The sequence below is a fragment of the Pseudomonas sp. EL_65y_Pfl2_R95 genome, from assembly GCF_963971045.1.
Taxonomy (GTDB): domain Bacteria; phylum Pseudomonadota; class Gammaproteobacteria; order Pseudomonadales; family Pseudomonadaceae; genus Aquipseudomonas.
On record NZ_CAXAOV010000002.1, the window covers coordinates 433,441 to 459,386 of the forward strand.

Sequence of the window (25,946 nt, forward strand, 5' to 3'; positions counted from 1 at the left end):
TGAAAAAAACCTGCCGGGCCTATATAGTTACCGACCTCCTTTGTTTTACCAGTGCAGCCGATATCCATGACTGAAGCCCGCAAGATTCTCGTAACCAGCGCCCTGCCGTACGCCAACGGTTCAATTCACCTTGGCCATATGCTTGAGTACATCCAGACCGACATGTGGGTGCGTTTCCAGAAACTGCGCGGCAATCAGTGCATTTATGTCTGTGCCGACGATGCCCACGGCTCGGCAATCATGTTGCGCGCCGAAAAAGAAGGCATCACACCAGAGCAACTGATTGATAACGTCAAAGCCGAGCACACCGCCGACTTTGCCGATTTTGGCGTGAACTTCGACAATTACCACTCGACGCACTCTGATGAGAACCGTGAGCTGTCATCAGCCATCTACCTCAAACTGCGCGATGCTGGACATATTTCTACGCGCTCGGTGACCCAGTACTTCGACCCGGAAAAAGGCATGTTCCTCGCGGATCGCTTTATTAAAGGCACCTGCCCGAAATGTGCGACGCCAGACCAATACGGCGATAACTGCGAGAAGTGCGGCGCGACTTATGAGCCAACCGAGCTGAAAGACCCGCGTTCAGCCATTTCTGGCGCCGTGCCGGTGCTTAAAGAATCCAAGCATTTCTTCTTCAAGCTGCCTGAATTCGAAGCCATGCTCAAGCAATGGACGCGCGGTGGCGCCTTGCAGGATGCCGTGGCAAACAAGCTCGCCGAATGGCTGGATTCAGGGCTGCACGAGTGGGACATCAGCCGTGATGCGCCGTATTTCGGCTTTGAGATTCCAGATGAGCCAGGCAAATACTTTTACGTCTGGCTGGACGCCCCAATTGGCTACATGGCCAGCTTCAAGAACCTGTGCAGCAAACGCCCGGATCTGGATTTCGATGCATTCTGGAACAAGGATTCCAGCGCCGAGCTGTACCACTTCATCGGCAAAGACATCGTCAACTTCCACGCCCTGTTCTGGCCAGCCATGCTCGAAGGTGCCGGCCTGCGCAAGCCAACGGCGGTCAATGTCCACGGCTACCTGACCGTTAATGGTCAGAAAATGTCCAAGTCGCGCGGCACCTTTATCAAGGCGCGCACTTATCTGGATCACCTCAACCCCGAATACCTGCGTTACTACTACGCCGCTAAACTGGGCCGTGGCGTTGACGACCTCGACCTCAACCTCGAAGACTTCGTGCAGAAGGTCAACTCCGACCTGGTCGGCAAAGTGGTCAATATCGCCAGCCGTTGCGCCGGTTTTATTCACAAAGGCAACGCCGGAGTTCTGGTCGCAAGCAACGCTGCGCCTGAACTGACCGAAGCTTTCCAGGCCGCCGCGCCAAGCATCGCCGAGGCTTATGAAGCCCGCGACTTTGCTCGAGCCATGCGCGAAATCATGGGCCTGGCCGACCGCGCCAACGCCTGGATCGCCGACAAAGCGCCGTGGTCATTGAATAAACAGGAAGGCAAGCAGGAAGAAGTCCAAGCGATTTGCGCTCAGGCGATCAACCTGTTCCGCCAGTTGGTGATTTTCCTCAAGCCGGTGCTACCAAACCTTGCCGAACACGCCGAGAAATTCCTCAATGTTGCGCCTCTGCAATGGAATGACTACAAAACCCTGCTGGCCGACCATCAACTGAATCCGTTCAGCGCTCTGCTGACTCGTATCGAACCTGCGAAAATTGAAGCCATGATCGAAGCCTCCAAAGAAGACCTCGCTGCCGCTGAGGCCACTAACCAGCCAGCCGGCAATGGTGAGCTGGTCAAAGAGCCAATCGCTGCCGAAATTGCCTTCGACGCCTTTGCCGCTGTCGATTTACGCGTGGCTTTGATCGAAAAATGTGAATTCGTTGAAGGTGCTGACAAGCTTCTGCGCCTCAGCCTGGATATCGGTGATGCCAAGCGCAACGTGTTCTCCGGGATCAAAAGCGCGTATCCAGACCCAAGCAAGCTTGAAGGTCGCCTGACCCTGTACGTGGCCAACCTGGCCGCACGCAAAATGAAATTTGGCGTATCCGAAGGTATGGTTCTGGCAGCAGGCCCTGGTGGTGAAGAAATTTACCTGCTCAGCCCAGACAGCGGTGCCAAGCCCGGCCAACGGGTTAAGTAACACCACTCACGCCATGGCGTTACTGCACCCGAGCAGTAACGCCAGTCAGCATCCAGCACCAACGGTGCTAGGCTTATGAGTGACTAACAGCTATGCCAATGCTGGCTTGTCTGCACGGCACCTGTCACCGATAATAAACGCCCTTTTTATACGGCCTTTGCCCGTCCAAACGGTACCCGCAATGACCGAACTCGCTCTGATTCTGGTTAGTGCCATACTGGTCAACAACTTCGTGTTGGTGCAGTTTCTTGGCCTGTGCCCATTTATGGGTGTATCGAAGAAAATCGAAACCGCGATTGGCTTGTCCCTGGCGACCACCTTTGTCCTGACCTTGGCTGCGATGTGCAGCTATCTGGTCCAGCAATACGTGCTCAAACCGCTGGACATCGAGTTTCTGCGCACCATTAGCTTTATTCTGGTGATCGCGGTGGTGGTGCAGTTCACCGAAATGGTGGTTAACAAGACCAGCCCCCTGCTCTACCGGGTGCTGGGGATTTTTCTGCCGCTGATTACTACCAACTGCATCGTGTTGGGCGTTGCCCTGCTCAACGCCAACAAAAGCGAGTTCACCTTTATCACCGCCACTGCCAACGGTTTTGGCGCGGGCTTGGGCTTCTCATTGGTGCTGGTATTGTTTGCGGCCATGCGCGAAAGGATCGCCATTGCCGACGTACCCAAGACATTTGAGGGCGCGGCGATCGGCATGATCACCGCTGGTTTGATGTCTCTGGCATTTATGGGCTTCACCGGATTGATCAAGCTATGACTCTGGTCATCAGCGCTGTACTCGCGCTGCTGGCCCTGTGCTTGGTCTGCGGCGCGATCCTCGGTTACGCTGCCGTGCGCTTTAAGGTCGAAGGCGACCCGATTGCCGAGCAAGTCAATGCCCTGCTCCCGCAAACCCAATGCGGCCAGTGCGGTTACCCCGGCTGCAAACCCTACGCCGAAGCCATTGCGGGCGGCGACAAGATCAACAAATGTCCACCTGGCGGCGAAGCGACCATCCAAGCGCTGGCTGACTTGCTCGATGTCGAGCCAGAACCGCTGGATGCGGTCGAAGGCGAAAAGCCGCAAATGGTCGCATACATCCGTGAAGCCGAGTGCATTGGCTGCACCAAGTGTATTCAAGCCTGTCCGGTGGATGCCATTGTCGGCGCCGCCAAGCAGATGCACACCGTGATCGTCTCAGAATGCACCGGCTGCGATCTTTGCGTAGAGCCTTGCCCAGTGGATTGCATCGACATGATCGAAGTCGGCAGCAGCGTGCAAACCTGGAAATGGCAACAGCCACTCGCGCCCGGCCAGTTAATTGCTACTGATCGCTCTGACAACCATCGGGGCGAAGCGGCATGAGCCTGATGCAAATCTGGGATATTCCGGGTGGCATTCATCCGCCTGAGCGCAAAGACCTTTCCAACCAGACGCCGATCCAGCCCGCTCCCTTGCCGGCGCGCCTGATATTACCGCTGAACCAGCACATTGGCGCTCCAGCGGAGCCGGTGGTGAATGTCGGCGATGCGGTGTTAAAAGGCCAACTGATTGCCAAAGCCAATGGCTTTATCAGCGTGCCGGTGCATGCTCCGACTTCGGGCACCATCAGCTTTATTGGCCCGCAACCCTATCCGCATGTATCGGGCATGCTCGCACCCGCCATCGTTATCGACAGTGACGGCAAGGATCAGTGGTGCGAGCTGAAGCCTTGCGCCGACTACCCCCAACTTGAACCCACTACACTGCTTGAGCTGATTGGTCAGTCCGGGATCAGCGGTTTGGGCGGTGCGGGCTTCCCCACAGCAGTAAAACTGACAGCGCGCCCGACCCAGAAGATCCATACGCTGATTATCAATGGCACCGAGTGCGAGCCCTATATCACCGCCGATGACATGCTGATGCGCGAGTTCGCGGCCGAGTTGGTTTCAGGCATTGAAATCCTGGTTCAGTTGATCAACCCGGAACAGGTGCTGATTGGCATCGAAGACAACAAACCCGAGGCCATTGCCGCGGTGAAACAAGCAGTGGCCGAGCGGCCTTTTCATGTCTGCGTCTTCCCAACCAAATACCCGTCTGGCGGCGAGAAACAGCTAATCCAGATTCTCACCGGGGTTGAAGTGCCAAGCGGTGGACTGCCTGCGGACATCGGCATGCTCTGTCAGAACGTCGGCACCGCCGTTGCCGTGCATAATGCTGTGGTCCTTGGCAAGCCGCTGATATCGCGGATTACCACCCTGACCGGTGAAGCGTTGGCGCGACCGATGAACGTCGAGGTTTTGCTTGGCACGCCAGTGGGCGAATTGCTCAGCTTTGCCGGGCTGGATCAGCGCTCACTTAATCGCTTGATCATGGGCGGCCCGATGATGGGCTTCACCCTGCCCAACACTGATGTGCCGGTGATCAAAACCACCAACTGTCTGCTCGCTTCGAGCGCTGCCGAACTCGCCGCGCCCACCCCAGCGATGCCCTGCATCCGCTGCGGTGAGTGTGCAGAAGTCTGCCCAGCCAGTTTATTGCCGCAGCAATTGCATTTTTTTACCCTTGGCCAGGATCACGAGCAACTCAAAGCCCACAACCTTTTTGACTGCATCGAATGCGGCGCCTGCGCCTATGTTTGCCCGTCGAGCATCCCATTGGTCCAGTATTACCGCGCCGCCAAAGGCGAGATTCGCGATCTGGAACAAAAGCAGCTCAAGGCCGAGCAATCCAGACAGCGCTTTGAGTTACGCCAAGAGCGCTTGCGCCTTGCCGAAGAGAAAAAAGAGGCCGAGCGCAAAGCGCGCCTTGAACGCGCAGCACACGCCAAAGCCAGCCAAGCCAGTGCAACAACTGCTGAAGCGCCTGGCAATGCGGTTGCGCCCAAAGCCAGCGGCCTAAGCGATGAACTGAAGAAGCTGAAGATTCAAGCGAGCATGGCCCAGGTCGCGCTGAAAAAAGCCGAAAAGCAACTGGCCACTCACGACACCCCAGAACTGCACACGCAAGTCAGCGAGCTGCGCAGCGCCGCCGAAGTGGCACAAAAAGCCTTGGATGCTGCATTAGCGGCTGAACCAGTTGTCACGCCGAGCAACGATGCTGAGCTAAAAAAGGCCAAGATCGACGCCGCCATGCTCCGCGCCCAACTGCGCAAACTGGAAAAAGTCGAAGCGCCAACGGCCGAACAACAAACCGAGCTACAGCAACTGCGCGGCCAGCTTGAAGCCGCAGAAAAGGCTCTCGCCAGCCTGCAGACAGCCGTTGCCCCCGCGCCAACGGCGCCAGTAAGTAACGACGCTGAGCTGAAAAAAGCCAAGATCGACGCGGCCATGCTCCGCGCCCAACTGCGCAAGCTGGAAAAAACCGAAGCGCCAAGCGCTGAGCAAGACGCAGAGTTGCAAGAACTGCGCAGCAAGTTAAGCAGCGCAGAAACGCTACTCGCCAGCCTGCAACAGCAAACGCCAGCAACAGCAGCCACAACCACAGCCGAACCAGGTGCAGTTGACCCGCTGAAGAAGGCCAAGATTGAACTGGCAATGGCTCGCGCGGCTTTGAAAAAAGCAGAGAAGGCCGAAGCCGATGCTGACGCGTTGAGCCCGTTACGCGCCGCCGTAGACGCTGCTGAACATGCCCTGCACGCCGCAGAAGATGCATCGAACAAGCCAGCACCGCAGTTGCAGCGTAACGATAAACGGCCAATCGATGAGACCCGCCGTGCATTGAAAACTGAGGTGGCATTCGCCCGGGCGGATTTGCGCAAATTAGAACGTGATGCAAATGCAGAAACTGCTGCATTGGACGCTGCGCACGCGCGTTTGAGCACTGCCGAGCAAGCCTTGGCGGCTCATCAAGCCACAGACTCAACCTCAACAGAGACCCAATAGCCAATGGCCCTGCCCCGCATCACATCGCCTCACGCCAAGGGTAGCAACCGCACCCAGCACGTCATGCTGCAGGTGCTGCTGGCGACGGTGCCCGGGATTCTTGCACTGACGTGGTTGTTCGGTTTTGGCACCCTGATCAACCTGATCTGGGCCAGTGCCTGTGCATTGGGCTTTGAAGCACTGATTTTAACCCTGCGTAAGCGCCCCGTAGGCTTCTTCCTTAAAGATTACAGTGCGTTGGTTACTGCCGTACTGCTGGCTTTGGCGCTGCCGCCTTACGCACCTTGGTGGCTGACGCTGGTCGCTACCGGCTTTGCCATTAGTTTTGGTAAACAGCTCTATGGTGGCCTCGGCCAGAACCCGTTCAACCCGGCGATGGTTGGCTACGTGGTGGTGCTAGTGTCCTTCCCCGTGGAAATGACCACATGGCCAGCGCCGCACATGATCGGCCCACTGGATGCCTTGCAGCAAATTTTCGGCCTCGCCAATCTGCCCGATGGCTGGGCGCAAGCGACAGCGCTGGATGTACTTAAAATCAATAAAAGCCTGACCGTCGACGAGCTATGGGCGCAAAACCCGGGCTTTGGTCGTTTTGGCGGCGCTGGCGCAGAAGCAGTCAACTTTGCCTTTCTGGTCGGCGGCATGTACCTGCTGCGCAAACGCTTGTTCACCTGGCATGCACCGGTCGGCATGCTCGCGGCACTGGCAATAATGAGCTTGTTGTTCTGGAACGGTAGTGGCTCCGACTCCCACGGCTCACCGCTGTTTCACCTGCTTAGCGGCGCCACCATGCTTGGCGCTTTTTTTATTGTCACCGACCCGGTTTCCGGCGCCACCAGCAACCTGGGACGCCTGCTATTCGGTATTGGGGTTGGTGTGCTGGTCTACGTCATCCGTGCCTGGGGCGGCTACCCGGACGGCGTCGCCTTTGGCGTGTTGCTGATGAACCTCGCAGCGCCAACCATCGACTACTACACGCGACCCCGCACCTATGGTCATCGCAAGCCCACCCGCGGCTTTAAGCTCGGAGAATAACCAGTGGCCTTGCCTGAAATCAGCCGATCGATGATCAAAAACAGCTTGGTGCTGGGGCTTTTCGCCGTGGTCACAGTCGGTACCGTGGCGCTCACCCAACTGGGTACCGCATCGCGCATTGAAACTTCGAAGCGTGAAGCGCAGGTCCGTGCCCTGGCAGAAATACTGCCCAATGGCAGCTACGACAACCACCTACTGGACAATGTGGTTGAAGTGTTCGATCCAAAACTACTCGGGATCAAAACACCGCAAGACGCCTACATTGCACTTAAAAACGGCAAGCCCAGTGCAATTATCCTCAAGGCTACGGCCCCAGACGGCTACAGCGGTGCGATTCAGCTGCTGATTGGGATCAACGCCAATGGCACCTTGGCCGGCGTGCGCGCCCTCAGCCACCGGGAAACCCCGGGATTGGGCGACCGCATTGACCTCAGTAAAAGCCGCTGGATTCTGGGCTTTAACGGCAAGTCCCTCAGCAACCCGGATGAAAGCGGCTGGGCAGTCAAGAAGGACCGTGGCGAATTCGACCAATTTGCCGGCGCGACCATCACCCCGCGCGCCGTAGTCAAAGCCGTGCATAAGGCGCTGCAATACTTCGACGCGAATGAGCAACAACTGTTTGCGACTCAACGCACGCCCATACAGGAAGGCAACTGATGGCCAGCCCCAGCTACCGCGAAATCACCCTGAACGGCCTGTGGAAAAATAACCCAGGCCTGGTTCAGTTGCTCGGCCTGTGTCCACTGCTGGGTACCAGTAATTCCACGGTGAACGCCTTAGGGTTAGGGTTGGCCAGTGCCTTGGTACTGATTTGTTCCAACACTGCGGTGTCCTTGGTGCGCGGCGTGGTGAATACCGCTGTGCGCCTGCCCGCCTTTGTCATGATCATCGCTGCGTTGACAACCTGCATTGAATTGCTGATGCAGGCCTACACCTATGAGCTGTATCAGATACTCGGTATTTTTATCCCGTTGATCACCACCAACTGCGTGATCCTGGGCCGAGCCGACGCCTTTGCCGCCAAAAACGATCCGGGCCGCGCCGCCTATGACGGGTTGATGATGGGCTTGGGCTTTGCGGCGGTGCTGGTCGCCATCGGCGCCATTCGCGAACTGCTTGGCACCGGTATGTTGTTTGCCAATATGCAGTTGCTGTTTGGCCCTGCTGCGGCCAATTGGCAGATTACAGTGTTCAGCGATTACCAAGGCTTCCTGCTGGCTATTTTGCCGCCGGGTGCCTTTATCGTTCTTGGGCTGTTAATTGCCGGAAAAAACCGAATCGACTCGGTGCTGGCTGAACGCGCCAGGGCCAACCAACCGGAGTTGGTCGTGCCAAGCCGCCGGGTTCGAGTAACAGGAGTCATTGAGTGAACGCGGCTAAACGCTACGAAATTTTCCGTCGTCTGCATGAAGACAACCCCGAGCCCAAAACCGAACTGGCCTACAGCACACCTTTTGAACTGCTGATTGCGGTGATTTTGTCGGCTCAAGCCACTGATGTCGGGGTCAACAAGGCCACTGCCAAGCTCTACCCCGTGGCTAACACCCCAGAGGCAATATTCGCCTTGGGCTACGACGGCTTGTGTGAGTACGTCAAAACCATTGGCTTATACCCAAGCAAGGCGAAGAATGTCATAGCAACCTGCCGCATGCTCATAGACCTGCATAACAGCCAGGTACCGCAAACCCGTGAAGAACTGGAAGCGCTACCGGGCGTGGGGCGAAAGACCGCCAATGTGGTGCTCAACACTGCATTTCGTCAGTTCACCATGGCAGTCGACACCCATATCTTCCGCTTCAGCAATCGCACCGGCGTGGCCCCTGGCAAGAATGTGCTTGAGGTCGAGAAGAAGCTTTTGAAGTTTGTGCCCAAAGATTTTCTACTGGATGCACACCATTGGATGATCCTTCACGGGCGCTACGTATGCCAGGCTCGCAAGCCGCGCTGTGGCAGTTGCCGCATTGAAGATTTGTGCGAATACAAGCAGAAAACATCTGACGATTGATTTTGCAGTGACTTTTCTATCTACCTGATTGAAAAAATCTTTTTTACCCGCTGCGATTTTGCCGCTATAAGGTGCGCAAATGGCTAACGCAGCCGGGAGTGGAAGATATGAGCACTGATAAAGAAGATCTGGACATCGACGACGACTTTGCCGCAGACGATAGCGATGACGGCGATGCACCGGTTGAGGTGGCGAAAACCAACCTGACCAAGCGCCGTATCATTGATAATTTTCTCGACGAACGTCGCCTGAACAAGCAACTGTCTGAATACGATTTCGATTTATAAGCACCGCCCTGTAAAGCAGCCTGGCCTGCACTATAGACAGCAGCAGGACTGACGCAACAGGTTGAAAAGCAATAGCGCGGGCCAAGACCAGCGCTATTGCATTGTTTCAGCTTCGCACATCGAACCCGGTTTTACTCAGCCAACACCTTGTCCAAGGCGTTTGCCAGAGTGTTCACTGTTCGTTCAACGTTATTCAGCTTATCAAGACCGAACAGACCCAGACGGAAAGTCTGGAAGTCTGCCGGCTCATCACACATCAGCGGTACGCCAGCAGCAATCTGCAGGCCTTGGGCTGCAAACTTTTTACCGCTTTTGATATCCGCATCGTCGGTGTAGCAAACCACCACGCCCGGCGCCTCGAATCCCGGTGCAGCCACACTCTTGAACCCTTTGTCAGCCAACAAGGCGCGGACTTTATCGCCAAGTTCTTGCTGCTCCTTGCGCACGAGATCGAACCCGTACTGCTCAGTCTCTTTCATCACTTGACTAAAGCGCACCAGCGAGTCGCTTGGCATGGTTGCGTGATAGGCGTGACCGCCCTGTTCGTAGGCGTTCATGATTTGCAGCCATTTCTTCAGGTCGCAGGCAAAGCTGCTGCTTTCTGTGGCTTCGATACGTTCACGGGCAAGCTCGCTGAACATCACCAAGGCACAGCACGGAGAGCCGCTCCAGCCTTTCTGGGGCGCGCTGATCAGGATATCCACAGCATTGGCCTGCATATCCACCCACAGCGTGCCAGAGGCAATGCAGTCGAGCACAAAAATACCGCCGACTGCGTGAACCGCATCGCCTATGGCACGCATGTATTCGTCTGGCAGGATAATCCCAGATGAGGTTTCAACGTGCGGAGCGAAGACAACGTCTGGCTTTTCTTGATGAATGGCAGCAACCACTTCGTCAATGGGTGCAGGTGCAAACGCCGCTTGCGGCTCAGCATTGACCGGGCGAGCTTTCAGCACCGTACTGTGCGCGGCGATCTTGCCCATCTCCAGAATCTGCGTCCACCGGTAGCTAAACCAGCCGTTACGCACAATCAGGCACTTCTTGTCACCGGCAAACTGGCGAGCCACTGCCTCCATACCGAAAGTGCCGCTGCCAGGGACTACAGCCACAGCGTGAGCGTTGTACACCTGTTTGAGGGTGCGCGAAATATCGTTCATGACCCCTTGGAAAGACTGCGACATGTGGTTCAGCGAACGGTCGGTGTAGACCACCGAATACTCAAGCAGACCTTCTGGATCAACAGCTGAGACAGGATTGTGCATGGGGATACCTTGTAAACAGTGGCAGCAGAATGCAGCAGTCTTTTTGCTGACCTAAGCTGCGGGAAAACGTGGGATCAGTCGTTACGCGATGGCGACAACAGTTCGATCTTATAACCGTCCGGATCTTCGACAAAGGCGAGAATGCTGGTGCCATGCATCATCGGACCGGGCTCGCGGGTGATTTTGCCGCCCCGAGAGCGAATGTCATCACAAGCTTTGTAAACATCTTCCACTTCAAGGGCGATGTGGCCATAACCGTTACCAAGGTCATAGCGTTCAGTGCCCCAGTTTTGGGTCAGTTCGAGCACCGAGTTATGGGCTTCGTCGCCGTAGCCAACGAATGCCAAGGTGAACTTACCCTCTGGATAATCTTTGCGGCGCAGCAGGGTCATGCCCAGCACTTCAGTGTAGAAAGCGATGGACTTATCCATATCGCCAACGCGTAGCATGGTATGCAACAAGCGCATGATAAAGGCTCCGTTAGAGTCGTTATGGCAAATGCAAAAAGCCACTAATCACTGATCAATGGCTTCTAAGAGAAGGTCTATTGTGAGCGTCCCAATGGCATCAGGCAATGCGTAAGGCGGACAATGCCATGCCAGCTCGCCATGACTCAGCACCGATGCCCGAACAATCGATCGCGGATGAACAAAGCGTCATCCTTCCTGCATTAGCTGATCTTAAAGCGCCTTTTTCACCGCTTTGCGGCCAGCATTGTCAGTGGCATCGTGCGCCTTGTCCTTCTTGTCGGACATATTGTCCTTGGTATCGTCCATTTTGTCCTTCTTGTCATCCAGCCCCATGCTATCGGAAGCCGCTTCTTTGGCATCACAGCGTCCGCCCACCCCCACAGTGGCTTTCATGGCGGCGCTTTTGGCGGCTTTGCCAGCGGTGCAGTCGGGGTTAATGACGCCGGCCTGCAGATTCAAGCAAAACAGGCCAAGCGTCAGACCCAGCAGTAATTTACCCATGATCAATACCCTCCATAAGGCGCACAACACAAAGCGTGTCCGCCACAACACTTCTTCCTAAGCAGCCAATGGCGGATGAGAAAAGCGTCATCCGCCCTACTTCGTAGCTTTGCGTTGACGCATAAAAAAGCCTCATACAGATATATCCATATGAGGCTTTTGGGAAGCTACTGAACAGCTTAGATCAGTTTGCGGCCCTTGTTGGCGGCAATGCGCATGCGCAGAGCGTTCAGCTTGATAAAGCCAGCAGCATCCTGCTGATTGTAGGCACCGCCGTCTTCTTCAAAGGTAGCGATGTTGGCATCAAACAACGACTCATCGGACTTACGACCTACAACGATGACGTTGCCTTTGTACAGCTTCATGCGGACCACGCCGTTGACGTTGGCCTGCGACGCATCAATCATCTGTTGCAGCATGGTGCGCTCAGGGCTCCACCAGAAGCCGTTGTAGATCAGGCTGGCGTATTTCGGCATCAGCTCGTCTTTGAGGTGCGCCACTTCACGGTCCAGGGTGATCGACTCAATGGCGCGGTGGCCCTTGAGCATGATGGTGCCGCCCGGGGTTTCGTAGCAGCCGCGCGACTTCATGCCGACAAAACGGTTCTCTACAATATCCAGACGACCAATACCGTTCTCACCACCGATGCGGTTCAACTCAGCCAGCACAGTTGCAGGCGTCATCTCTTTGCCGTCGATGGCAACGATGTCACCGGCGCGGTACGTCAGCTCAATGTAGGTTGGAGTGTCTGGGGCCATTTCTGGCGACTTGGTCCACCGCCACATGTCTTCTTCATGCTCGGTCCAGGTGTCTTCCAGCACACCGCCTTCATAGGAGATGTGCAGCAAGTTGGCATCCATCGAGTAGGGCGATTTCTTCTTGCCGTGACGCTCGATCGGGATGGCGTGCTTTTCAGCATAATCCATCAGTTTTTCACGGGACATCAAGTCCCATTCACGCCAAGGAGCAATCACTTTGACGCCTGGCTTAAGTGCATAGGCGCCCAGTTCGAAACGAACCTGATCGTTGCCTTTACCGGTTGCACCGTGGGAAATAGCATCAGCGCCCGTTTCATTGGCAATTTCGATCAAGCGCTTGGCAATCAGTGGTCGCGCGATCGAAGTGCCGAGCAGGTATTCGCCTTCATAAACAGTGTTGGCACGGAACATCGGGAACACGAAATCACGAACGAACTCTTCGCGCAGGTCATCGATGTAGATTTCTTTAACGCCCATGGCCTGAGCTTTAGCGCGAGCCGGCTCAACTTCTTCGCCTTGACCGAGGTCAGCAGTGAAGGTCACTACTTCACAGTTGTAAGTGTCTTGCAGCCACTTGAGGATCACTGAAGTGTCCAAGCCACCGGAATATGCCAGGACTACCTTGTTTACATCGGCCATGCCATGAACTCCATGGGGTTGTGCGGAAAGCCGACCATTCTACTGACCCTGGCGGCCAATTTACAGAGGCGCGACAGCTTAAGACGACGAGGCGACAAATTGTTTGTTCGATGCGACCACTGAAACAGTGGTCAGGAGGTCGCAGCAGGGTCCGCTGGCGCAGTGGATTTAGGTGCTGAAGCAGGCGCATCCGGAGCTTTGTCTGCGGCTTGCTCAGGCACTTTGTCCAAGGTGATGGCCACGCGGCGGTTAGTTGCCCGGTTAGCGGGGCTGTTATTCGGCACTACAGGGTAGCGCTCGCCGTGAAAGCGCATGGTGATCTGGTCGGCCGGCACACCGTGGGCTTCCAGGTAACTCACCACCGCGATGGCCCGGCGCCGCGACAAATCACGGTTGGTCAGACGACTGCCACTGTTATCCGAATGACCCTCTACCAACACCCGATTGACCGCAGGGTCCGACTTAAGAAAATCCAACAAGATTTGCAGCTTGGCCTCGGCCATCGGATCGAGGTCAACGCCACCATTGGGGAAACCAATACGGCTTTGTTTTACCTGATTGAAATTAAAGGGTAACAGCTTGGCGGTACAGGCCAGATAATCGTTGTAAGCCAGCTTGAACTTGACCGGCAGTAGGCGCACTTCAATCCGCTCGCCGCCCTGAATTGACAGGTTCCGCACCAGCGGACTGCGACCGTCCAACAACCCAGCAAGTAAACGCCCAGCTTGCGCTTGAGAGCTATTGAACGGAGTGCTGCCATCGTTAACGCCGACACGCCCCAAATTAATATCCGAACGCCCCGGCTGCCAAGGCGCCGCGGCCGCGAGCAAGGTTGCCGAACCGGTGCTCAACCACTGCCCCTGCGTCTGCAAGCGAAAGGTGGCTTGCTCACCGGCTTTTCTGACGAACTCGCCTACACCGAAATCAGCCACCGGCTGTGACAAGCGGCACTCAAACTTATCACCCTCGACCTTCCACTCAACATTTTCCAGACGCGTCTGAAAACTGATAGCCCACGCAGGCATACAAGCACTCATGCCAATTAGCAGGAACAGTGGAGTAACAGGTAGTTGGCGCACGATAGGCTCCACACGAAATCACGGGGTTGCCCTTAATATCGGTAGCACCGGCCAAAACTTAAGCACGCTGGTCGCTGATATACACAGTGAGCACACTGACGGCGTGCTCTGACGGGGGTTTTCGGGTAGGATTCCAGCCACGTTTTACCCGCCTGGAAGCTTCCATGATCGACCGCCTTACTCTGCTGCGTCCTGATGACTGGCATATTCACCTGCGCGACGGTGGCGTTCTGCCGCATACCGTAACTGACGTTGCGCGTACTTTTGGCCGCGCGATCATCATGCCGAACCTGGTTCCGCCCGTACGTACTGCCAGCGAAGCGGATGCCTATCGCCAACGCATCCTCAACGTACGCCCGGCAAACAGCCAGTTCGAACCCTTGATGGTGTTATACCTCACCGACCAGACCAGCCCTGAAGATGTGCGCACCGCCAAGGCGTCGGGCTTTGTCCATGGGGCCAAGCTTTATCCGGCCGGTGCAACCACCAACTCCGACTCGGGCGTGACCAGTATCGACAAGATATTCGCGACCCTGGAAGCCATGGCTGAAGTCGGCTTGCCGCTGCTGGTTCACGGCGAAGTGACCCGCAGCGAAATCGATATCTTTGACCGTGAAAAGCAGTTTATCGATGAGCACCTCGCCCGTGTGGTTGAGCGCTTCCCGACCCTGAAAGTGGTGTTTGAGCACATCACTACCCGGGATGCCGTCGAGTTCGTCAAAGCCGCGCCTGCCAACGTAGGCGCAACCATCACCGCTCACCACCTGCTGTACAACCGCAACCATATGTTGGTCGGCGGGATTCGACCGCACTTCTATTGCCTGCCGATTCTTAAGCGTAATGTGCATCAGGAAGCCCTGCTCGATGTCGCCACCAGCGACAATCGCAAGTTCTTCCTGGGGACCGACTCCGCGCCGCATGCCGTGCATGCCAAAGAATCCGCCTGTGGCTGCGCTGGCTGCTACACCGCCTTTGCCGCCATCGAGTTGTACGCCGAAGCCTTTGAACAGCGCAACGCGCTGGATAAACTCGAAGCGTTCGCCAGCCTCAATGGCCCGGACTTCTACGGCTTACCGCGCAACACCGAGACCATTACTCTGGTTCGTGATGACTGGAATGTGCCGACCAGCCTGCCTTTTGGCGAGCAAACCGTTATCCCGTTACGTGCGGGTGAAACCCTGCGTTGGCGCTTGCTGGAGCAAACCGCATGAGCGAAGAACAATACGACGACGAACTGGAAAGCAGCGCGCCGTCTGGCCCGCGCCATCCGATGGCGGCACGCTTTCGCGGCTACCTTCCTGTCGTGGTTGATGTTGAAACCGGCGGGTTCAACAGTGCCACTGACGCACTGCTGGAAATTGCCGCGACCACGGTAGGCATCGATGAGCAGGGGTTTCTCTATCCTGATCACACCCACTTTTTCCGGGTTGAGCCCTTTGCGGGCGCCAACATCGAACAAGCGGCGCTGGAGTTCACCGGCATCAAGCTGGATCACCCGCTGCGCATGGCAGTGACTGAAGAACATGCATTGACGGAAATCTTCCGTGGTTTGCGCAAGTCGCTCAAAGCCAATGGCTGCAAGCGTGCGATTCTGGTCGGCCATAACAGCAGTTTTGACCTTGGTTTTCTCAATGCTGCCGTTGCCCGTACGGGCATGAAACGCAATCCGTTCCACCCGTTCTCAAGCTTCGATACCGCCACCCTGGCTGGCTTGGCTTACGGCCAAACCGTGCTGGCCAAGGCCTGCCAGGCAGCTAGCATTGAGTTTGACGGCCGTGAAGCACACTCAGCCCGTTACGACACCGAAAAAACCGCTGAGCTGTTCTGCGGCATCGTCAACCGCTGGAAAGAAATGGGCGGCTGGGAAGACTTCGGCGACTGAAACGCCGGCGATAAACGTCGCACCCAACTTGGGGTGCGACAAGGCGAAGCCAGTCCTGCGGGTTAAGACTCAGTACCCAACTTCTTTCTGATGACGAAAGGCCAGCAGGTAAACCGCGTCATCCGCACGTTAATGCCGGTAGAGAGCAACATAGCCCGAATCACCGAACTCAATAACTAACTCACGTAATTGCGGCACCTGCGCAAATGGGCGACCTACTTCCGGACTCTCTTGCAGTCGAGCGAGCTGCAACTCAATAGCTTGAGCTGCTCGTCGAGCGACATGAGGACCTTTGCGCGCAACAAACTGGCGGCAATGCTCCAAACCTTGCCCAGCACCTTCGGTGATGATCAATCGTGGTACTTGGGCAGCGCCTCTTCAGCCTCGGTGCCCCAGGTGTTTAGCCACGCCCGAGCCTCTTGCCCGGTCAAATGCCGTCCCGTTTCCTGGTAGGCGGCCCATGCGCTTAGGGCTTCCTGCTTAAAACGTTCTTGGGCTTCCTCACGCTCAACGTACTGCGCTATCGCCTCGCGCATGATCCAGTGAGATGAGCGCTGACGTAGACCTGCCAAATACTCGATGCGTTTTTTCAACTCGTCATCGATCTTGATTGAAGTGGCCAATTTACACCCCTCATTATCTAAAGGTACTACCCTTTGATAAGCTATCAACAAGCTGTCAACGAATGCAAGATTGGCCACCCGGCAAAAGCCTGAAAACAAAAAACCGGCCATAAGCCGGTTCTTTGTGTGTCTTAAGCATCATTCAGCTGAGCACGCTCAGCTAAGTGCAAACCCTTACAGGTTGGCAGCGTTCTCAGACAGGTAAGCAGCAACGCCGTCTGGCGAGGCAGTCATACCCTTGTCGCCTTTCTTCCAGTTTGCTGGGCAAACTTCGCCGTGCTCTTCGGTGAACTGCAGCGCATCAACCAGACGCAGCAACTCGTCCATGTTACGGCCCAGCGGCAGGTCGTTAACGATCTGCGAGCGAACGACACCATTGAGGTCGATGAGGAATGCGCCACGGAAAGCTACGCCGCCTTCAGACTCAACATCGTAGGCTTTGCAGATGTCGTGGTTGATGTCAGCGGCCAAGGTGTACTTGACCTGGCCAATGCCGCCCTTGTCGACTGGGGTGTTGCGCCATGCGTTGTGGGTGAAGTGGGAATCGATGGAAACACCGATGACTTCAACGTTGCGCGCCTGGAACTCAGGAATGCGGTGATCCAGAGCGATCAGCTCCGAAGGGCATACGAAGGTGAAATCCAGCGGGTAGAAAAATACCAGGCCGTATTTGCCTTTGATCGCAGAGGACAGGCTGAAGCTGTCAACGATTTCGCCTGTACCCAATACAGCTGCGACGTCGAAATCAGGGGCTTTCTTACCTACGAGTACGCTCATTCGATATCTCCTAAAAAGTTTGAGTAGTGCGAGCCATTTAATCCTAGCGCTGCAACACGACAACGCAATTACGCGCCCGCACTGACTGGGCCCACCATCATACACTCCGATTTTAGACCTCGCCCACCGCTTTTTGACCTTAGACCCATAGCGGCAATTCAGCGAGGTCTTGACCGTTCATCGGTGGCTTGGCTTATTAGCAAAAACCAAAAGCGGATCGCTTTGACAAGCATTCTCATTCACATTAGTATCCTTGCCAACGAAACATACTTTGAGCAGCGAGTCTTAACTATGTATGTCTGCCTCTGCGAAGGTGTCACCGACGGTCAGATCCGCGATGCAATCTACGAAGGTTGCTGCAGCTACCGTGAAGTCCGTGAAGCCACTGGCGTTGCCAGCCAATGCGGCAAATGTGCCTGTTTAGCTAAATCCGTTGTTCGCGAAACCTTGAATGAAGCGCAGGCCAGCCAGAGCGCCCTCGCCTACCAGGTCAATTTTGTAGCGGCTTGAATATTTTTTACTGCTGCCACACAAGCAATTTATAAAGCCGGATTTAATATCCGGCTTTTTTATGCCCAAAATTCAATGACTTAATGGATAAATGCAGAACTTAAACATTCGTATTAAGTTTAATTTTAACTTAACTATCAAGCACTTAGGTTTGACAGCTTAGGGTTAAGCGCTCAAAATTTACTCCTTACATTATTTTCAGCACAGGGCAGGCACATGAAAGGCGACAAGAAAGTCATCCAGCATCTGAACAAGATCCTCGGTAACGAGCTGGTCGCGATCAACCAATACTTCCTGCACGCACGCATGTATGAAGATTGGGGCCTGAAAAAACTCGGCGAACATGAGTACCATGAGTCGATCGACGAAATGAAACACGCTGATAAGTTGATCAAGCGGATTCTTTTCCTCGAAGGCCTGCCTAACCTGCAAGACCTCGGCAAAATCCTGATTGGTGAAAACACCAAGGAGATGCTTGAGTGCGACCTGAAGATTGAGCACAAAGCCCATACCGATCTGAAAGCGGCGATTGCCTACTGCGAAAGCATTGGTGATTTTGCCAGCCGTGAACTGCTTGAAGATATTCTGTGCTCTGAAGAAGAACACATCGACTGGCTCGAAACCCAACTCAGCCTGCTCGAAGCCATCGGCCTGCAAAACTACCTGCAGTCGCAAATGGACGAATAATTCAACTCCCTGCACTGCAAAAACGGCAGCCTTAAGGCTGCCGTTTTTTTACATTAAATGACCGCCCAGGCAGGTTTAACGGTAGCCCTCTTCAACCAAGGCTTCATCCGATACCTTGCACACCTGCTGATCCTCTTCGGTAATCCGGGTTTTCTTCCAGCCGCCTCTGGCAAACCAGCAGACTGAAATAATCGCAATCAATACGTTGGTCACCGGGAACGACCACCACAGGCCAGCAGCCCCCAGAACCGTATGTTTGGCCAGCACATAGGCCAGCGGGAATTGCAGCATCCACTGCGCCACCAGAGCAATGACCATCGCACTGAGCATGTTGCCAGAAGCGCGGAACGCCGCAACGATGCACAGTTGAATCCCGATACACCCCCAAGCCAACGCCATGATCCGGATAAAGTGTGCGCCCTGATTAATCACTGCAGGCTCACCCGGCACAAAGAACGCCACTAGATAGGGCGCAATCACATACACCAGCAGACCGACAACGCTTAAGCCGACAAAGCCATAGAGCGCGCCCAACTGGGTGATTTTCGAGGCACGACTGATATTGCCTGCCCCAATATTCTGGCCAACCAAGGTCGAAACAGCCATCGACACCCCCATCGCCGGAATGGTGATCACTTGCAGAATATTCGCACCAATACCGTAAGCAGCGATGGTGGTGGTATCGAAGCTTGCCACCAAAAAGGACATGATAATCAGGCCCAGGCCCCGGGTGGACAACTCCACTGAACCGGGAAAGCCAAGAAAGAAGGCTTTGCGGATATAACTCAAGTCGGGCTTGAAACCCGCCCAGGTCAATTGGATGCCGTGACGGCCACGCAGGAACACCCACATACCCAAACTGGCAGCAATTGCCTGGGTGGCCAAGGTGGCCATCGCTGCCCCCCTGACGCCAAAGCCCGGAAGTGGGCCCCAACCAAAAATAAACAGCGGATCAAGGGCAAAGTTAAGCAGCACCGTGCCCACCACAATCAGCAGCGGCACCCGCGTTTGCCCAACACCGCGCATCAAAGACTGGAACATCGCGAAGATAAAGACAAAAATAACACCGACAAATGACACACGCATGTAGCCCAATGCGCTGGCGTATACATTGGTTTCAACGCCCAGCAAATTGAGTAAATAGGGTGAAAAAATAAAGCCTAAGGCGCCCAACACCACTGAGCTGATCATCACCATCAGCATGGTCTGCGCAGCCACATGGTTCACCAGGTCATAGCGACCAGAGCCCATGTATTGTGATGTCAGAGTTGCCCCGGCCATTGCCAGTCCAGCGCCAAGCGCCACCACCAAAAAGGTCACCGGTGTACTAATCGCAACCGCCGCAACCGCCGATGCACCGAGACGGCCAACCCAATAGGTGTCGGTGAGTTGGTAACCCGCCTGCAGCAGGTTGCCCAGGATAATCGGCACCGCCAGCGACAACAGCGCTTTAGCAATTGAACCGTTGAGAAACTGCTGCTGACGCTGCGAATTCATCCCGCTTCCTTTTATTGCTGGCATCGATAGATTTCACCTGAGGGTTGAGGGCCAGTACACTGACCGCTGCGAACAAATTCACCTGCCTTAAAGACCCCTGTATAACTTGATCGGTTCAGGGGACTCACTTTTGAGCAGGCAAAAAAAATCGATGCCTAAGCATCGATTTTTTTCAGCACCCGCGAAACCTAGGCTTCAGATTTCTCAACGGCCGCTTTGATCATGGTCTGCAGCTCACCATTATCAAACATTTCGGCAATGATATCGCTGCCGCCAACCAACTCACCACCCACCCACAGCTGTGGGAAAGTTGGCCAGTTCGCGTACTTTGGCAAGTTGGCACGAATTTCCGGGTTTTGCAGGATATCGACATAAGCGAACTTTTCGCCACACGCCATAACAACCTGCGAAGCTTTCGACGAGAAGCCACACTGTGGGGCGTTCGGCGAGCCTTTCATGTACAACAGAACGGAGTTGTTAGCGATCTGTTCTTTGATAGTTTCGATGATATCCATTGGGCACCTCAGGACTTAGCTTTACGACTCAAAAGTCGACACGGTTGGCGCTATTGTAGCGAAAAGCCGAGCGCAATGCTCGGCCTTACCCGTCACAGACAACAGCTGCCTCGAAATAGCTGAGCCTGGGCCTCTGTCAGCAGCTCAAGCAGCTACGACTTCGACCGGTACACCATTTAATGCAGCGTTGCCTGACAGCGTATCGAGTTGCAATTCATCGGTCAGGTCATTGGCGCTGGCACCCGGTTGACTGCTGGCAATCGCCATCTGGACCCCAGGTCGCGCATGCCCCCAGCCGTGAGGCAGGCTGACCACCCCGGGCATCATGTCATCGCTGGACGCGACCTCAACCTCGATCAGCCCCACCCGCGAACGCACCCGCACCCGCTGACCGTCGGTCAACCCTCGGCTGGCCAGATCCGTCGAGTGCATAAACAATTGATGACGCGGCTTGCCTTTAACCAAGCGGTGATAATTGTGCATCCATGAATTATTACTGCGCACATGCCGGCGACCAATCAGCAACAACTCACCCGGCGCAGGCAGCGGCTGTTGCGCAAAGCGCTGCAGGTCGGCCATAAAGATCGCGGGGGCGGCTTGCACCGCTTTATCGGAAGTTTTGAGTCGACCCGCCAGATTGGCCTTGAGCGGGCCCAGATCCAGGCCATGTGGGTGTTCTTCGAGCGCCGCGAGACTGAGCTTGTGGGTTGAATTATCGCCATAGGCGCCGTGGCGCAGGCCTGCGTCGATCATCTTGGCAGGTGCCATAGTTGGTTTGAGCTCGGTGCCCATCTTCGCTGAGAAGGCTTGGGCCAAACCAACGAATATCTCCCAGTCGTCTAACGCATGGGCTGGTTTATCCAGCACTGGTGGATTGAACCGGGTGACATTGCGCACGGCGAAGGTATTGAAGGTGGTGTCGTAGTGATCATGTTCCAGAGGCGCTGTCGGCGGCAGGATCAAGTCGGCATAGCGTGTGGTCTCGTTGATATACAAGTCGATGCTGAGCATAAACTCCAAACCATCGAGTGCCTGCTCCAACTTGCGCCCGTTGGGCGTCGACAGCACCGGATTGCCTGCAACGCTAATCAATGCCCTGACCTGGCCTTCACCTTCCGTCAGCATTTCCTCTGCCAAGGCCGCCACTGGCAACTCGCCGCCGTATTCAGGCAGGCCGGAAACCCGGCTTTGCCACGCATTGAAGTGCCCGCCCGAGGTGTTTGCGACCAAATCAATTGCCGGCTCAGTGCAGAGCACGCCGCCCACGCGATCAAGGTTGCCGGTCACCAGGTTTATAAGCTGCACCAACCACTGACATAAGGTGCCGAAGGCCTGGGTCGAAACGCCCATGCGGCCGTAGCACACTGCTTTGTCCGCTGCGGCGAAATCACGGGCCAACTGCCGAATAACCTCGGCCGGCACTGCACAGCGTTCACTCATTGCATCGGCCGTAAAATCCTTGATCGATTCCCGCACCGCCTCCAACCCCTGCACAGGGAGATGGCTTTCACGAGTGAGGTTTTCGGCAAACAGGGTATTAAGTACGCCAAATAGCAACGCCGCATCCTGGCCGGGGCGGATAAACAGGTGCTGATCGGCAATGGCGGCAGTTTCGGTGCGACGTGGATCAACCACCACCAGCTTACCGCCTCGCGCCTTGATCGCCTTTAGCCGTTTCTCGACATCCGGCACAGTCATAATGCTGCCGTTAGAGGCCAGCGGATTGCCTCCGAGAATCAACATAAAGTCGGTGTGGTCAATGTCAGGAATCGGTATCAGTAAACCGTGGCCATACATTTGATGGCTCGTAAGGTGATGCGGTAACTGGTCTACCGAGGTCGCAGAAAAGCGATTGCGTGTCTTCAGTTGGCCCAGAAAATAGTTGCTGTGGGTCATCAGCCCGTAGTTATGCACACTCGGGTTGCCCTGATAAATCGCCACCGCATTGTTGCCGTAACGCCCTTGAATATCACTTAAGCGCTCAGCAACCAGGGCAAATGCTTCGTCCCATTCAATCGCCTGCCACTCACTGCCGACCCGGCGCATGGGCTGACGCAAACGGTCCGGGTCATTTTGAATGTCTTGCAGGGCAACCGCTTTAGGACAGATGTGACCACGACTGAAGCTGTCCTGCGCATCGCCTTTGATCGACACAATCTGTTGGCTGCCGTCTGGCGCTCGTTCAGTTTCGATCGACAGACCGCAGATGGCTTCACACAGGTGGCACGCGCGGTGATGAAGGGTCTTGCTCATGGCCGGCCTCACTCTTATCAGGCTGCACTCGCCGAGAGCGCAAACCACGACTATGGCCCGCGACGTGAGCTTGCACCAGCAGCGTTCGCCCCGTGAATTGACAGGCATCAGGCCAGCCGATTCAGCCTTGGCTGGCATCCAAGCAATTAACCAGTTGCCGAACTTAGCGCAGGCGGGCAAACCCTGAAACAGCAGAGAATTTGCGCCTAATCGTCATTTCCTTATAAGATTTCGCCTTTCCCTGTTTCGTCGCACTGTGCGGCCTCCTGCCGCAGGTTCAGCTATTTCTACTATTTATAGTCGGCTGTGCAACCTGCGCCCTGTTGTAAAAAGGTATTTAAGATGAGCGCAAGACACTTTCTCTCGCTGATGGACTGCACCCCCGCTGAGCTGGTGGGTCTGATCCGCCGTGCCATGGAGCTGAAGGATTTGCGCAATCGAGGCGTGCTCTTCGAGCCGCTTAAAAACCGTGTACTGGGGATGATTTTCGAGAAAGCCTCAACCCGTACGCGCCTGTCTTTTGAAGCGGGCATGATTCAATTCGGCGGTCAGGCTATCTTCCTGTCCCCCCGGGACACCCAACTGGGTCGTGGCGAACCCATTGCTGACGCCGCAAAAGTCATGTCGCGCATGCTCGATGCGGTGATGATCCGCACGTTCGCCCACGAAACACTGACCGAATTTGCCGCCAACTCACGGGTGCCGGTCATCAATGGTTTGTCCGATGACCTGCACCCCTGCCAGTTATTGGCCGATATGCAGACCTACCTCGAACACCGTGGCAATATCGCCGGGAAAACTGCGGTCTGGATCGGTGACGGCAACAATATGTGCAACTCCTATATAGAAGCGGCCATCCAGTTCGATTTCCAGCTGCGTGTGGCTTGCCCCGAAGGCTACGAGCCAAGTGCCAAGCTGATGGAGCAAGCCGGCGAGCGCGTACAGATCTTCCGTGATCCACGCCAAGCAGTTGCGGGTGCGCATTTGGTCACGACCGACGTCTGGGCCTCGATGGGCCAGGAAGATGAGGCACAAGAACGCATGAAACTGTTCAAGCCCTTCCAGGTTGACCGCGCCCTGCTCGACAGCGCAGACGACAGCGTGTTGTTCCTGCACTGCCTACCGGCACACCGGGGTGAAGAGATCAGCGACGACTTGCTTGATGACCCGCGCTCTGCGGCATGGGACCAAGCCGAAAACCGCTTGCATGCGCAAAAAGCCCTGCTTGAGTTCCTAGTTGAAGCGTCGTATAGCCACACATGAGTCATTCAATGCTACTTAACCTGCAAGACCTAAGCTGTGGCTATCAACACCACAAGGTTGTCCAAGGCCTGAATCTGCACCTTAATGCCGGTGACATCGGCTGCCTGCTCGGGCCTTCCGGTTGCGGCAAGACCACAACCTTGCGTGCAATTGCCGGGTTCGAGCCGGTGCACAGCGGTGAGATAACCCTGGCCGGCGAAGTGATTTCCAGTGCCGGCTTTACCTTGGCACCGGAAAAGCGTCGAATCGGCATGGTGTTTCAGGACTATGCGCTGTTCCCGCACCTGAGCGTGGCGCAGAACGTCGCCTTTGGCATCCGCAAGGAACCTGATTGCGAGCGCATCACCGCTGAACTGCTGGCCTTGGTTAAACTCGACAACCTGGGCAAACGCTATCCCCACGAATTATCCGGCGGGCAACAACAACGGGTGTCACTGGCCCGTGCGCTCGCCCCAGAGCCCCAGCTTTTACTCCTTGATGAGCCCTTCTCCAACCTCGACGGGGAACTGCGTCGACGTTTGAGCCTCGAGGTTCGCGAGATCCTCAAGAGTCGAGGCACCAGCGCCATCCTGGTGACGCACGATCAAGAAGAAGCCTTCGCCGTCAGCGATCATGTTGGTGTTTTCAATGAAGGGAAACTTGAGCAGTGGGACACCCCGTACAACCTCTACCACGAACCCAAAAGTCCCTTCGTCGCCAGCTTTGTGGGCCAGGGCTATTTTATTCGGGGCCAATTACTCAGTCCTGAACAGGTGCAAACCGAACTGGGAGTGATCAGCGGCGATCGCGCTTACGTCTGGCCGGTCGGCAGCGCGGTGGATGTACTGCTCAGACCCGACGATATTGTCTACGCGCCTGAAAGCCCGCTGAAGGCCTTAGTCGTCGGCAAGACCTTCCTCGGCGCAGCGACCTTGTATCGCCTGCAACTGCCAACCGGCAGTCAGTTGGAGTCGCTGTTTCCGAGCCACGCGGACCTTCAGCCGGGTGAAAGCGTGGGTATTCGCATTGCTGCGGATCACTTGGTTGCATTCGCAGTGCCGGGCAGTATCGCCACCCATGCTGAACAGGCAAACAGTGGCGTGCGCCGCCATAGTTCGGGTAGATAAACCCAGGATCCCCCGCCACTTAACACAAGTGGTCGGGGCCTATACGTCGCCGAGCAGCAACGTCGCCTTGGCCACTAAAACTGCATCGCCAGCAATCCTGACGCGTTTGCCGTCCAATCGGCAGTGCAACGCACCACCCCGGGCCGAGGCCTGGAATGCACGCATTTCGTCCTTGGCCAAACGCTGCGCCCAATAGGGAATCAGGCTGCAGTGGATGGCGCCTGTAACCGGGTCCTCATCAATACCGATTGAAGGGGCGAAGTAGCGTGAGACGAAATCGTGCTGCAGCCCTGGCGCAGTGATGATCACACCCATACCCGGTAACTTGGCGAGTGCTGTCAGGTCCGGCTCGCAGCGGCGCACAGTTGCCTCATCCGCAACCACGGCAAGCAACTCAGGGCCGACAAACAACGCCTCGATTGTCACCCCTAACGCAGCTGCTACCGCGGGCAATAACGGTTCATCCGGCTCGATGCTTTGTGCAGGGAAATCCAGTTCCAAGCGCCGGCCCACGCGGCTTACCCGCAGCGGCCCAGACAAACTGTGGAATTCAATCACATCGCCCGGCTCAGCGTAGATATTGAACAACACATACGCCGTGGCCAGGGTCGCGTGGCCACACAAGGGGACTTCGGTGGCGGGGGTAAACCAGCGAATGTGCCAATACTCCGGCTGCTTGACCACAAACGCGGTTTCAGCCAGATTGTGTTCGCCAGCAATTTTCTGCATCAGTGCGTCATCGAGCCACTGATCAAGGCGATAAACAATCGCAGGATTACCGGCAAATGGACGATCGGAAAACGCATCAACCTGATGGTAGTCGAGCTGCATAAT

General features: G+C 55.8%; 27 protein-coding genes. 15 read left to right on the top strand and 12 right to left on the bottom strand.

What is annotated here, in order from left to right:
- Positions 1-66: 66 nt before the first annotated feature.
- The 9 genes from metG (at position 67) to AACY09_RS09885 (ending at position 9,287) form a co-directional block, all read left to right on the top strand.
- Positions 67-2,109, top strand: a complete 2,043-nt coding sequence (gene metG / locus AACY09_RS09845; RefSeq protein WP_339487565.1) for a methionine--tRNA ligase — start codon at positions 67-69, stop codon at positions 2,107-2,109.
- Positions 2,110-2,290: 181 nt separating this feature from the next.
- Complete coding sequence (gene rsxA / locus AACY09_RS09850) at positions 2,291-2,875, top strand: electron transport complex subunit RsxA (RefSeq protein WP_087515993.1); 585 nt, start codon at positions 2,291-2,293, stop codon at positions 2,873-2,875.
- Complete coding sequence (gene rsxB, locus AACY09_RS09855; protein ID WP_339487566.1) at positions 2,872-3,462, top strand: electron transport complex subunit RsxB; 591 nt, start codon at positions 2,872-2,874, stop codon at positions 3,460-3,462. The genes rsxA and rsxB overlap by 4 nt, the downstream gene beginning before the upstream one ends.
- Positions 3,459-5,960, top strand: a complete 2,502-nt coding sequence (rsxC, locus tag AACY09_RS09860) for an electron transport complex subunit RsxC (protein WP_339487567.1) — start codon at positions 3,459-3,461, stop codon at positions 5,958-5,960. Before rsxB ends, rsxC begins: the two co-directional genes overlap by 4 nt.
- Positions 5,961-5,963: 3 nt before the next feature.
- Positions 5,964-6,995: an RnfABCDGE type electron transport complex subunit D gene (locus tag AACY09_RS09865; protein WP_339487568.1), complete on the top strand. Its 1,032-nt coding sequence runs from the start codon at positions 5,964-5,966 to the stop codon at positions 6,993-6,995.
- 30 nt (positions 6,996-7,025) lie between these two features.
- Complete coding sequence (gene rsxG / locus AACY09_RS09870) at positions 7,026-7,652, top strand: electron transport complex subunit RsxG (protein WP_339487878.1); 627 nt, start codon at positions 7,026-7,028, stop codon at positions 7,650-7,652.
- On the top strand, positions 7,652-8,365 hold the full coding sequence (locus AACY09_RS09875; protein WP_339487569.1) for an electron transport complex subunit E: 714 nt from the start codon (positions 7,652-7,654) through the stop codon (positions 8,363-8,365). The genes rsxG and AACY09_RS09875 overlap by 1 nt, the downstream gene beginning before the upstream one ends.
- On the top strand, positions 8,362-9,000 hold the full coding sequence (nth, locus tag AACY09_RS09880; RefSeq protein ID WP_339487571.1) for an endonuclease III: 639 nt from the start codon (positions 8,362-8,364) through the stop codon (positions 8,998-9,000). Before AACY09_RS09875 ends, nth begins: the two co-directional genes overlap by 4 nt.
- Positions 9,001-9,107: 107 nt before the next feature.
- Positions 9,108-9,287, top strand: a complete 180-nt coding sequence (locus tag AACY09_RS09885; RefSeq protein WP_087515986.1) for a PA3496 family putative envelope integrity protein — start codon at positions 9,108-9,110, stop codon at positions 9,285-9,287.
- Positions 9,288-9,418: 131 nt separating this feature from the next.
- On the opposite strand, the gene AACY09_RS09890 is transcribed toward AACY09_RS09885, so the two are convergent.
- The 5 genes from AACY09_RS09890 to AACY09_RS09910 form a co-directional block, all read right to left on the bottom strand.
- Positions 9,419-10,552, bottom strand: a complete 1,134-nt coding sequence (locus tag AACY09_RS09890; RefSeq protein WP_339487573.1) for an aminotransferase class V-fold PLP-dependent enzyme — start codon at positions 10,550-10,552, stop codon at positions 9,419-9,421.
- Between the two features lie 74 nt (positions 10,553-10,626).
- Positions 10,627-11,019: a lactoylglutathione lyase gene (gene gloA, locus AACY09_RS09895; RefSeq protein WP_339487574.1), complete on the bottom strand. Its 393-nt coding sequence runs from the start codon at positions 11,017-11,019 to the stop codon at positions 10,627-10,629.
- A gap of 213 nt (positions 11,020-11,232) precedes the next feature.
- Complete coding sequence (locus tag AACY09_RS09900) at positions 11,233-11,523, bottom strand: hypothetical protein (RefSeq protein ID WP_339487576.1); 291 nt, start codon at positions 11,521-11,523, stop codon at positions 11,233-11,235.
- Positions 11,524-11,702: 179 nt separating this feature from the next.
- Positions 11,703-12,920: an argininosuccinate synthase gene (locus tag AACY09_RS09905; protein ID WP_339487578.1), complete on the bottom strand. Its 1,218-nt coding sequence runs from the start codon at positions 12,918-12,920 to the stop codon at positions 11,703-11,705.
- A gap of 131 nt (positions 12,921-13,051) precedes the next feature.
- The gene (locus AACY09_RS09910; protein ID WP_339487880.1) at positions 13,052-13,957 is read right to left on the bottom strand and encodes a flagellar protein MotY; all 906 of its coding nucleotides are present in this window, start codon (positions 13,955-13,957) and stop codon (positions 13,052-13,054) included.
- A gap of 206 nt (positions 13,958-14,163) precedes the next feature.
- Here AACY09_RS09910 and pyrC point away from each other — a divergent pair, with 206 nt between their 5' ends.
- Both pyrC and rnt read left to right on the top strand, forming a co-directional pair.
- Positions 14,164-15,210 (top strand): dihydroorotase, encoded by a 1,047-nt coding sequence (pyrC, locus tag AACY09_RS09915; RefSeq protein ID WP_339487580.1) that lies wholly within the window; start codon positions 14,164-14,166, stop codon positions 15,208-15,210.
- A complete protein-coding gene (gene rnt, locus AACY09_RS09920; RefSeq protein WP_339487581.1) occupies positions 15,207-15,881 on the top strand; it encodes a ribonuclease T in 675 nt (224 codons plus the stop codon). Before pyrC ends, rnt begins: the two co-directional genes overlap by 4 nt.
- A 129-nt stretch (positions 15,882-16,010) precedes the next feature.
- On the opposite strand, the gene AACY09_RS09925 is transcribed toward rnt, so the two are convergent.
- The 3 genes from AACY09_RS09925 to AACY09_RS09935 form a co-directional block, all read right to left on the bottom strand.
- Complete coding sequence (locus tag AACY09_RS09925) at positions 16,011-16,235, bottom strand: type II toxin-antitoxin system RelE/ParE family toxin (protein ID WP_445323806.1); 225 nt, start codon at positions 16,233-16,235, stop codon at positions 16,011-16,013.
- Positions 16,232-16,504, bottom strand: a complete 273-nt coding sequence (locus tag AACY09_RS09930) for a CopG family ribbon-helix-helix protein (RefSeq protein WP_339487582.1) — start codon at positions 16,502-16,504, stop codon at positions 16,232-16,234. The genes AACY09_RS09925 and AACY09_RS09930 overlap by 4 nt, the downstream gene beginning before the upstream one ends.
- A 174-nt stretch (positions 16,505-16,678) precedes the next feature.
- A complete protein-coding gene (locus AACY09_RS09935; protein WP_010484487.1) occupies positions 16,679-17,281 on the bottom strand; it encodes a peroxiredoxin in 603 nt (200 codons plus the stop codon).
- 291 nt (positions 17,282-17,572) lie between these two features.
- Here AACY09_RS09935 and AACY09_RS09940 point away from each other — a divergent pair, with 291 nt between their 5' ends.
- Both AACY09_RS09940 and bfr read left to right on the top strand, forming a co-directional pair.
- Positions 17,573-17,791: a bacterioferritin-associated ferredoxin gene (locus AACY09_RS09940; RefSeq protein WP_339487583.1), complete on the top strand. Its 219-nt coding sequence runs from the start codon at positions 17,573-17,575 to the stop codon at positions 17,789-17,791.
- Between the two features lie 216 nt (positions 17,792-18,007).
- Entirely contained in the window at positions 18,008-18,478 is a 471-nt protein-coding gene (gene bfr, locus AACY09_RS09945; RefSeq protein WP_339487584.1) for a bacterioferritin, read from the top strand.
- 75 nt (positions 18,479-18,553) lie between these two features.
- Here the strand turns inward: bfr and AACY09_RS09950 are convergent, their stop codons facing one another.
- The 3 genes from AACY09_RS09950 to AACY09_RS09960 form a co-directional block, all read right to left on the bottom strand.
- Positions 18,554-19,975, bottom strand: a complete 1,422-nt coding sequence (locus AACY09_RS09950) for an MATE family efflux transporter (RefSeq protein WP_339487585.1) — start codon at positions 19,973-19,975, stop codon at positions 18,554-18,556.
- 188 nt (positions 19,976-20,163) lie between these two features.
- Complete coding sequence (gene grxD / locus AACY09_RS09955) at positions 20,164-20,490, bottom strand: Grx4 family monothiol glutaredoxin (RefSeq protein WP_087515975.1); 327 nt, start codon at positions 20,488-20,490, stop codon at positions 20,164-20,166.
- Between the two features lie 144 nt (positions 20,491-20,634).
- Positions 20,635-22,743: a molybdopterin oxidoreductase family protein gene (locus tag AACY09_RS09960; RefSeq protein ID WP_339487587.1), complete on the bottom strand. Its 2,109-nt coding sequence runs from the start codon at positions 22,741-22,743 to the stop codon at positions 20,635-20,637.
- Positions 22,744-23,085: 342 nt separating this feature from the next.
- Here AACY09_RS09960 and argF point away from each other — a divergent pair, with 342 nt between their 5' ends.
- Positions 23,086-24,006, top strand: a complete 921-nt coding sequence (gene argF / locus AACY09_RS09965; RefSeq protein ID WP_339487589.1) for an ornithine carbamoyltransferase — start codon at positions 23,086-23,088, stop codon at positions 24,004-24,006.
- Positions 24,003-25,112 (top strand): ABC transporter ATP-binding protein, encoded by a 1,110-nt coding sequence (locus AACY09_RS09970; RefSeq protein ID WP_339487590.1) that lies wholly within the window; start codon positions 24,003-24,005, stop codon positions 25,110-25,112. Before argF ends, AACY09_RS09970 begins: the two co-directional genes overlap by 4 nt.
- 39 nt (positions 25,113-25,151) lie before the next feature.
- Here AACY09_RS09970 and AACY09_RS09975 read toward each other — a convergent pair whose 3' ends face one another.
- On the bottom strand, positions 25,152-25,943 hold the full coding sequence (locus tag AACY09_RS09975) for a PhzF family phenazine biosynthesis protein (RefSeq protein WP_339487591.1): 792 nt from the start codon (positions 25,941-25,943) through the stop codon (positions 25,152-25,154).
- Positions 25,944-25,946: the final 3 nt, after the last annotated feature.

Bases quoted from the DNA above. Each gene is read 5' to 3' on its own strand.
- AACY09_RS09970 (WP_339487590.1), top strand. From the start codon at position 24,003: ATGAGTCATTCAATGCTACTTAACCTGCAAGACCTAAGCTGTGGCTAT.
- AACY09_RS09875 (WP_339487569.1), top strand. From the start codon at position 7,652: ATGGCCAGCCCCAGCTACCGCGAAATCACCCTGAACGGCCTGTGGAAA.
- argF (WP_339487589.1), top strand. From the start codon at position 23,086: ATGAGCGCAAGACACTTTCTCTCGCTGATGGACTGCACCCCCGCTGAG.
- AACY09_RS09950 (WP_339487585.1), bottom strand. From the start codon at position 19,975: ATGAATTCGCAGCGTCAGCAGCAGTTTCTCAACGGTTCAATTGCTAAA.
- AACY09_RS09890 (WP_339487573.1), bottom strand. From the start codon at position 10,552: ATGCACAATCCTGTCTCAGCTGTTGATCCAGAAGGTCTGCTTGAGTAT.
- AACY09_RS09935 (WP_010484487.1), bottom strand. From the start codon at position 17,281: ATGAGCGTACTCGTAGGTAAGAAAGCCCCTGATTTCGACGTCGCAGCT.
- rnt (WP_339487581.1), top strand. From the start codon at position 15,207: ATGAGCGAAGAACAATACGACGACGAACTGGAAAGCAGCGCGCCGTCT.
- AACY09_RS09905 (WP_339487578.1), bottom strand. From the start codon at position 12,920: ATGGCCGATGTAAACAAGGTAGTCCTGGCATATTCCGGTGGCTTGGAC.
- pyrC (WP_339487580.1), top strand. From the start codon at position 14,164: ATGATCGACCGCCTTACTCTGCTGCGTCCTGATGACTGGCATATTCAC.
- bfr (WP_339487584.1), top strand. From the start codon at position 18,008: ATGAAAGGCGACAAGAAAGTCATCCAGCATCTGAACAAGATCCTCGGT.
- AACY09_RS09975 (WP_339487591.1), bottom strand. From the start codon at position 25,943: ATGCAGCTCGACTACCATCAGGTTGATGCGTTTTCCGATCGTCCATTT.
- AACY09_RS09940 (WP_339487583.1), top strand. From the start codon at position 17,573: ATGTATGTCTGCCTCTGCGAAGGTGTCACCGACGGTCAGATCCGCGAT.
- AACY09_RS09865 (WP_339487568.1), top strand. From the start codon at position 5,964: ATGGCCCTGCCCCGCATCACATCGCCTCACGCCAAGGGTAGCAACCGC.
- rsxC (WP_339487567.1), top strand. From the start codon at position 3,459: ATGAGCCTGATGCAAATCTGGGATATTCCGGGTGGCATTCATCCGCCT.
- gloA (WP_339487574.1), bottom strand. From the start codon at position 11,019: ATGCGCTTGTTGCATACCATGCTACGCGTTGGCGATATGGATAAGTCC.
- rsxB (WP_339487566.1), top strand. From the start codon at position 2,872: ATGACTCTGGTCATCAGCGCTGTACTCGCGCTGCTGGCCCTGTGCTTG.
- AACY09_RS09960 (WP_339487587.1), bottom strand. From the start codon at position 22,743: ATGAGCAAGACCCTTCATCACCGCGCGTGCCACCTGTGTGAAGCCATC.
- AACY09_RS09885 (WP_087515986.1), top strand. From the start codon at position 9,108: ATGAGCACTGATAAAGAAGATCTGGACATCGACGACGACTTTGCCGCA.
- AACY09_RS09910 (WP_339487880.1), bottom strand. From the start codon at position 13,957: ATGAGTGCTTGTATGCCTGCGTGGGCTATCAGTTTTCAGACGCGTCTG.
- grxD (WP_087515975.1), bottom strand. From the start codon at position 20,490: ATGGATATCATCGAAACTATCAAAGAACAGATCGCTAACAACTCCGTT.
- metG (WP_339487565.1), top strand. From the start codon at position 67: ATGACTGAAGCCCGCAAGATTCTCGTAACCAGCGCCCTGCCGTACGCC.
- rsxA (WP_087515993.1), top strand. From the start codon at position 2,291: ATGACCGAACTCGCTCTGATTCTGGTTAGTGCCATACTGGTCAACAAC.
- rsxG (WP_339487878.1), top strand. From the start codon at position 7,026: ATGATCAAAAACAGCTTGGTGCTGGGGCTTTTCGCCGTGGTCACAGTC.
- AACY09_RS09900 (WP_339487576.1), bottom strand. From the start codon at position 11,523: ATGGGTAAATTACTGCTGGGTCTGACGCTTGGCCTGTTTTGCTTGAAT.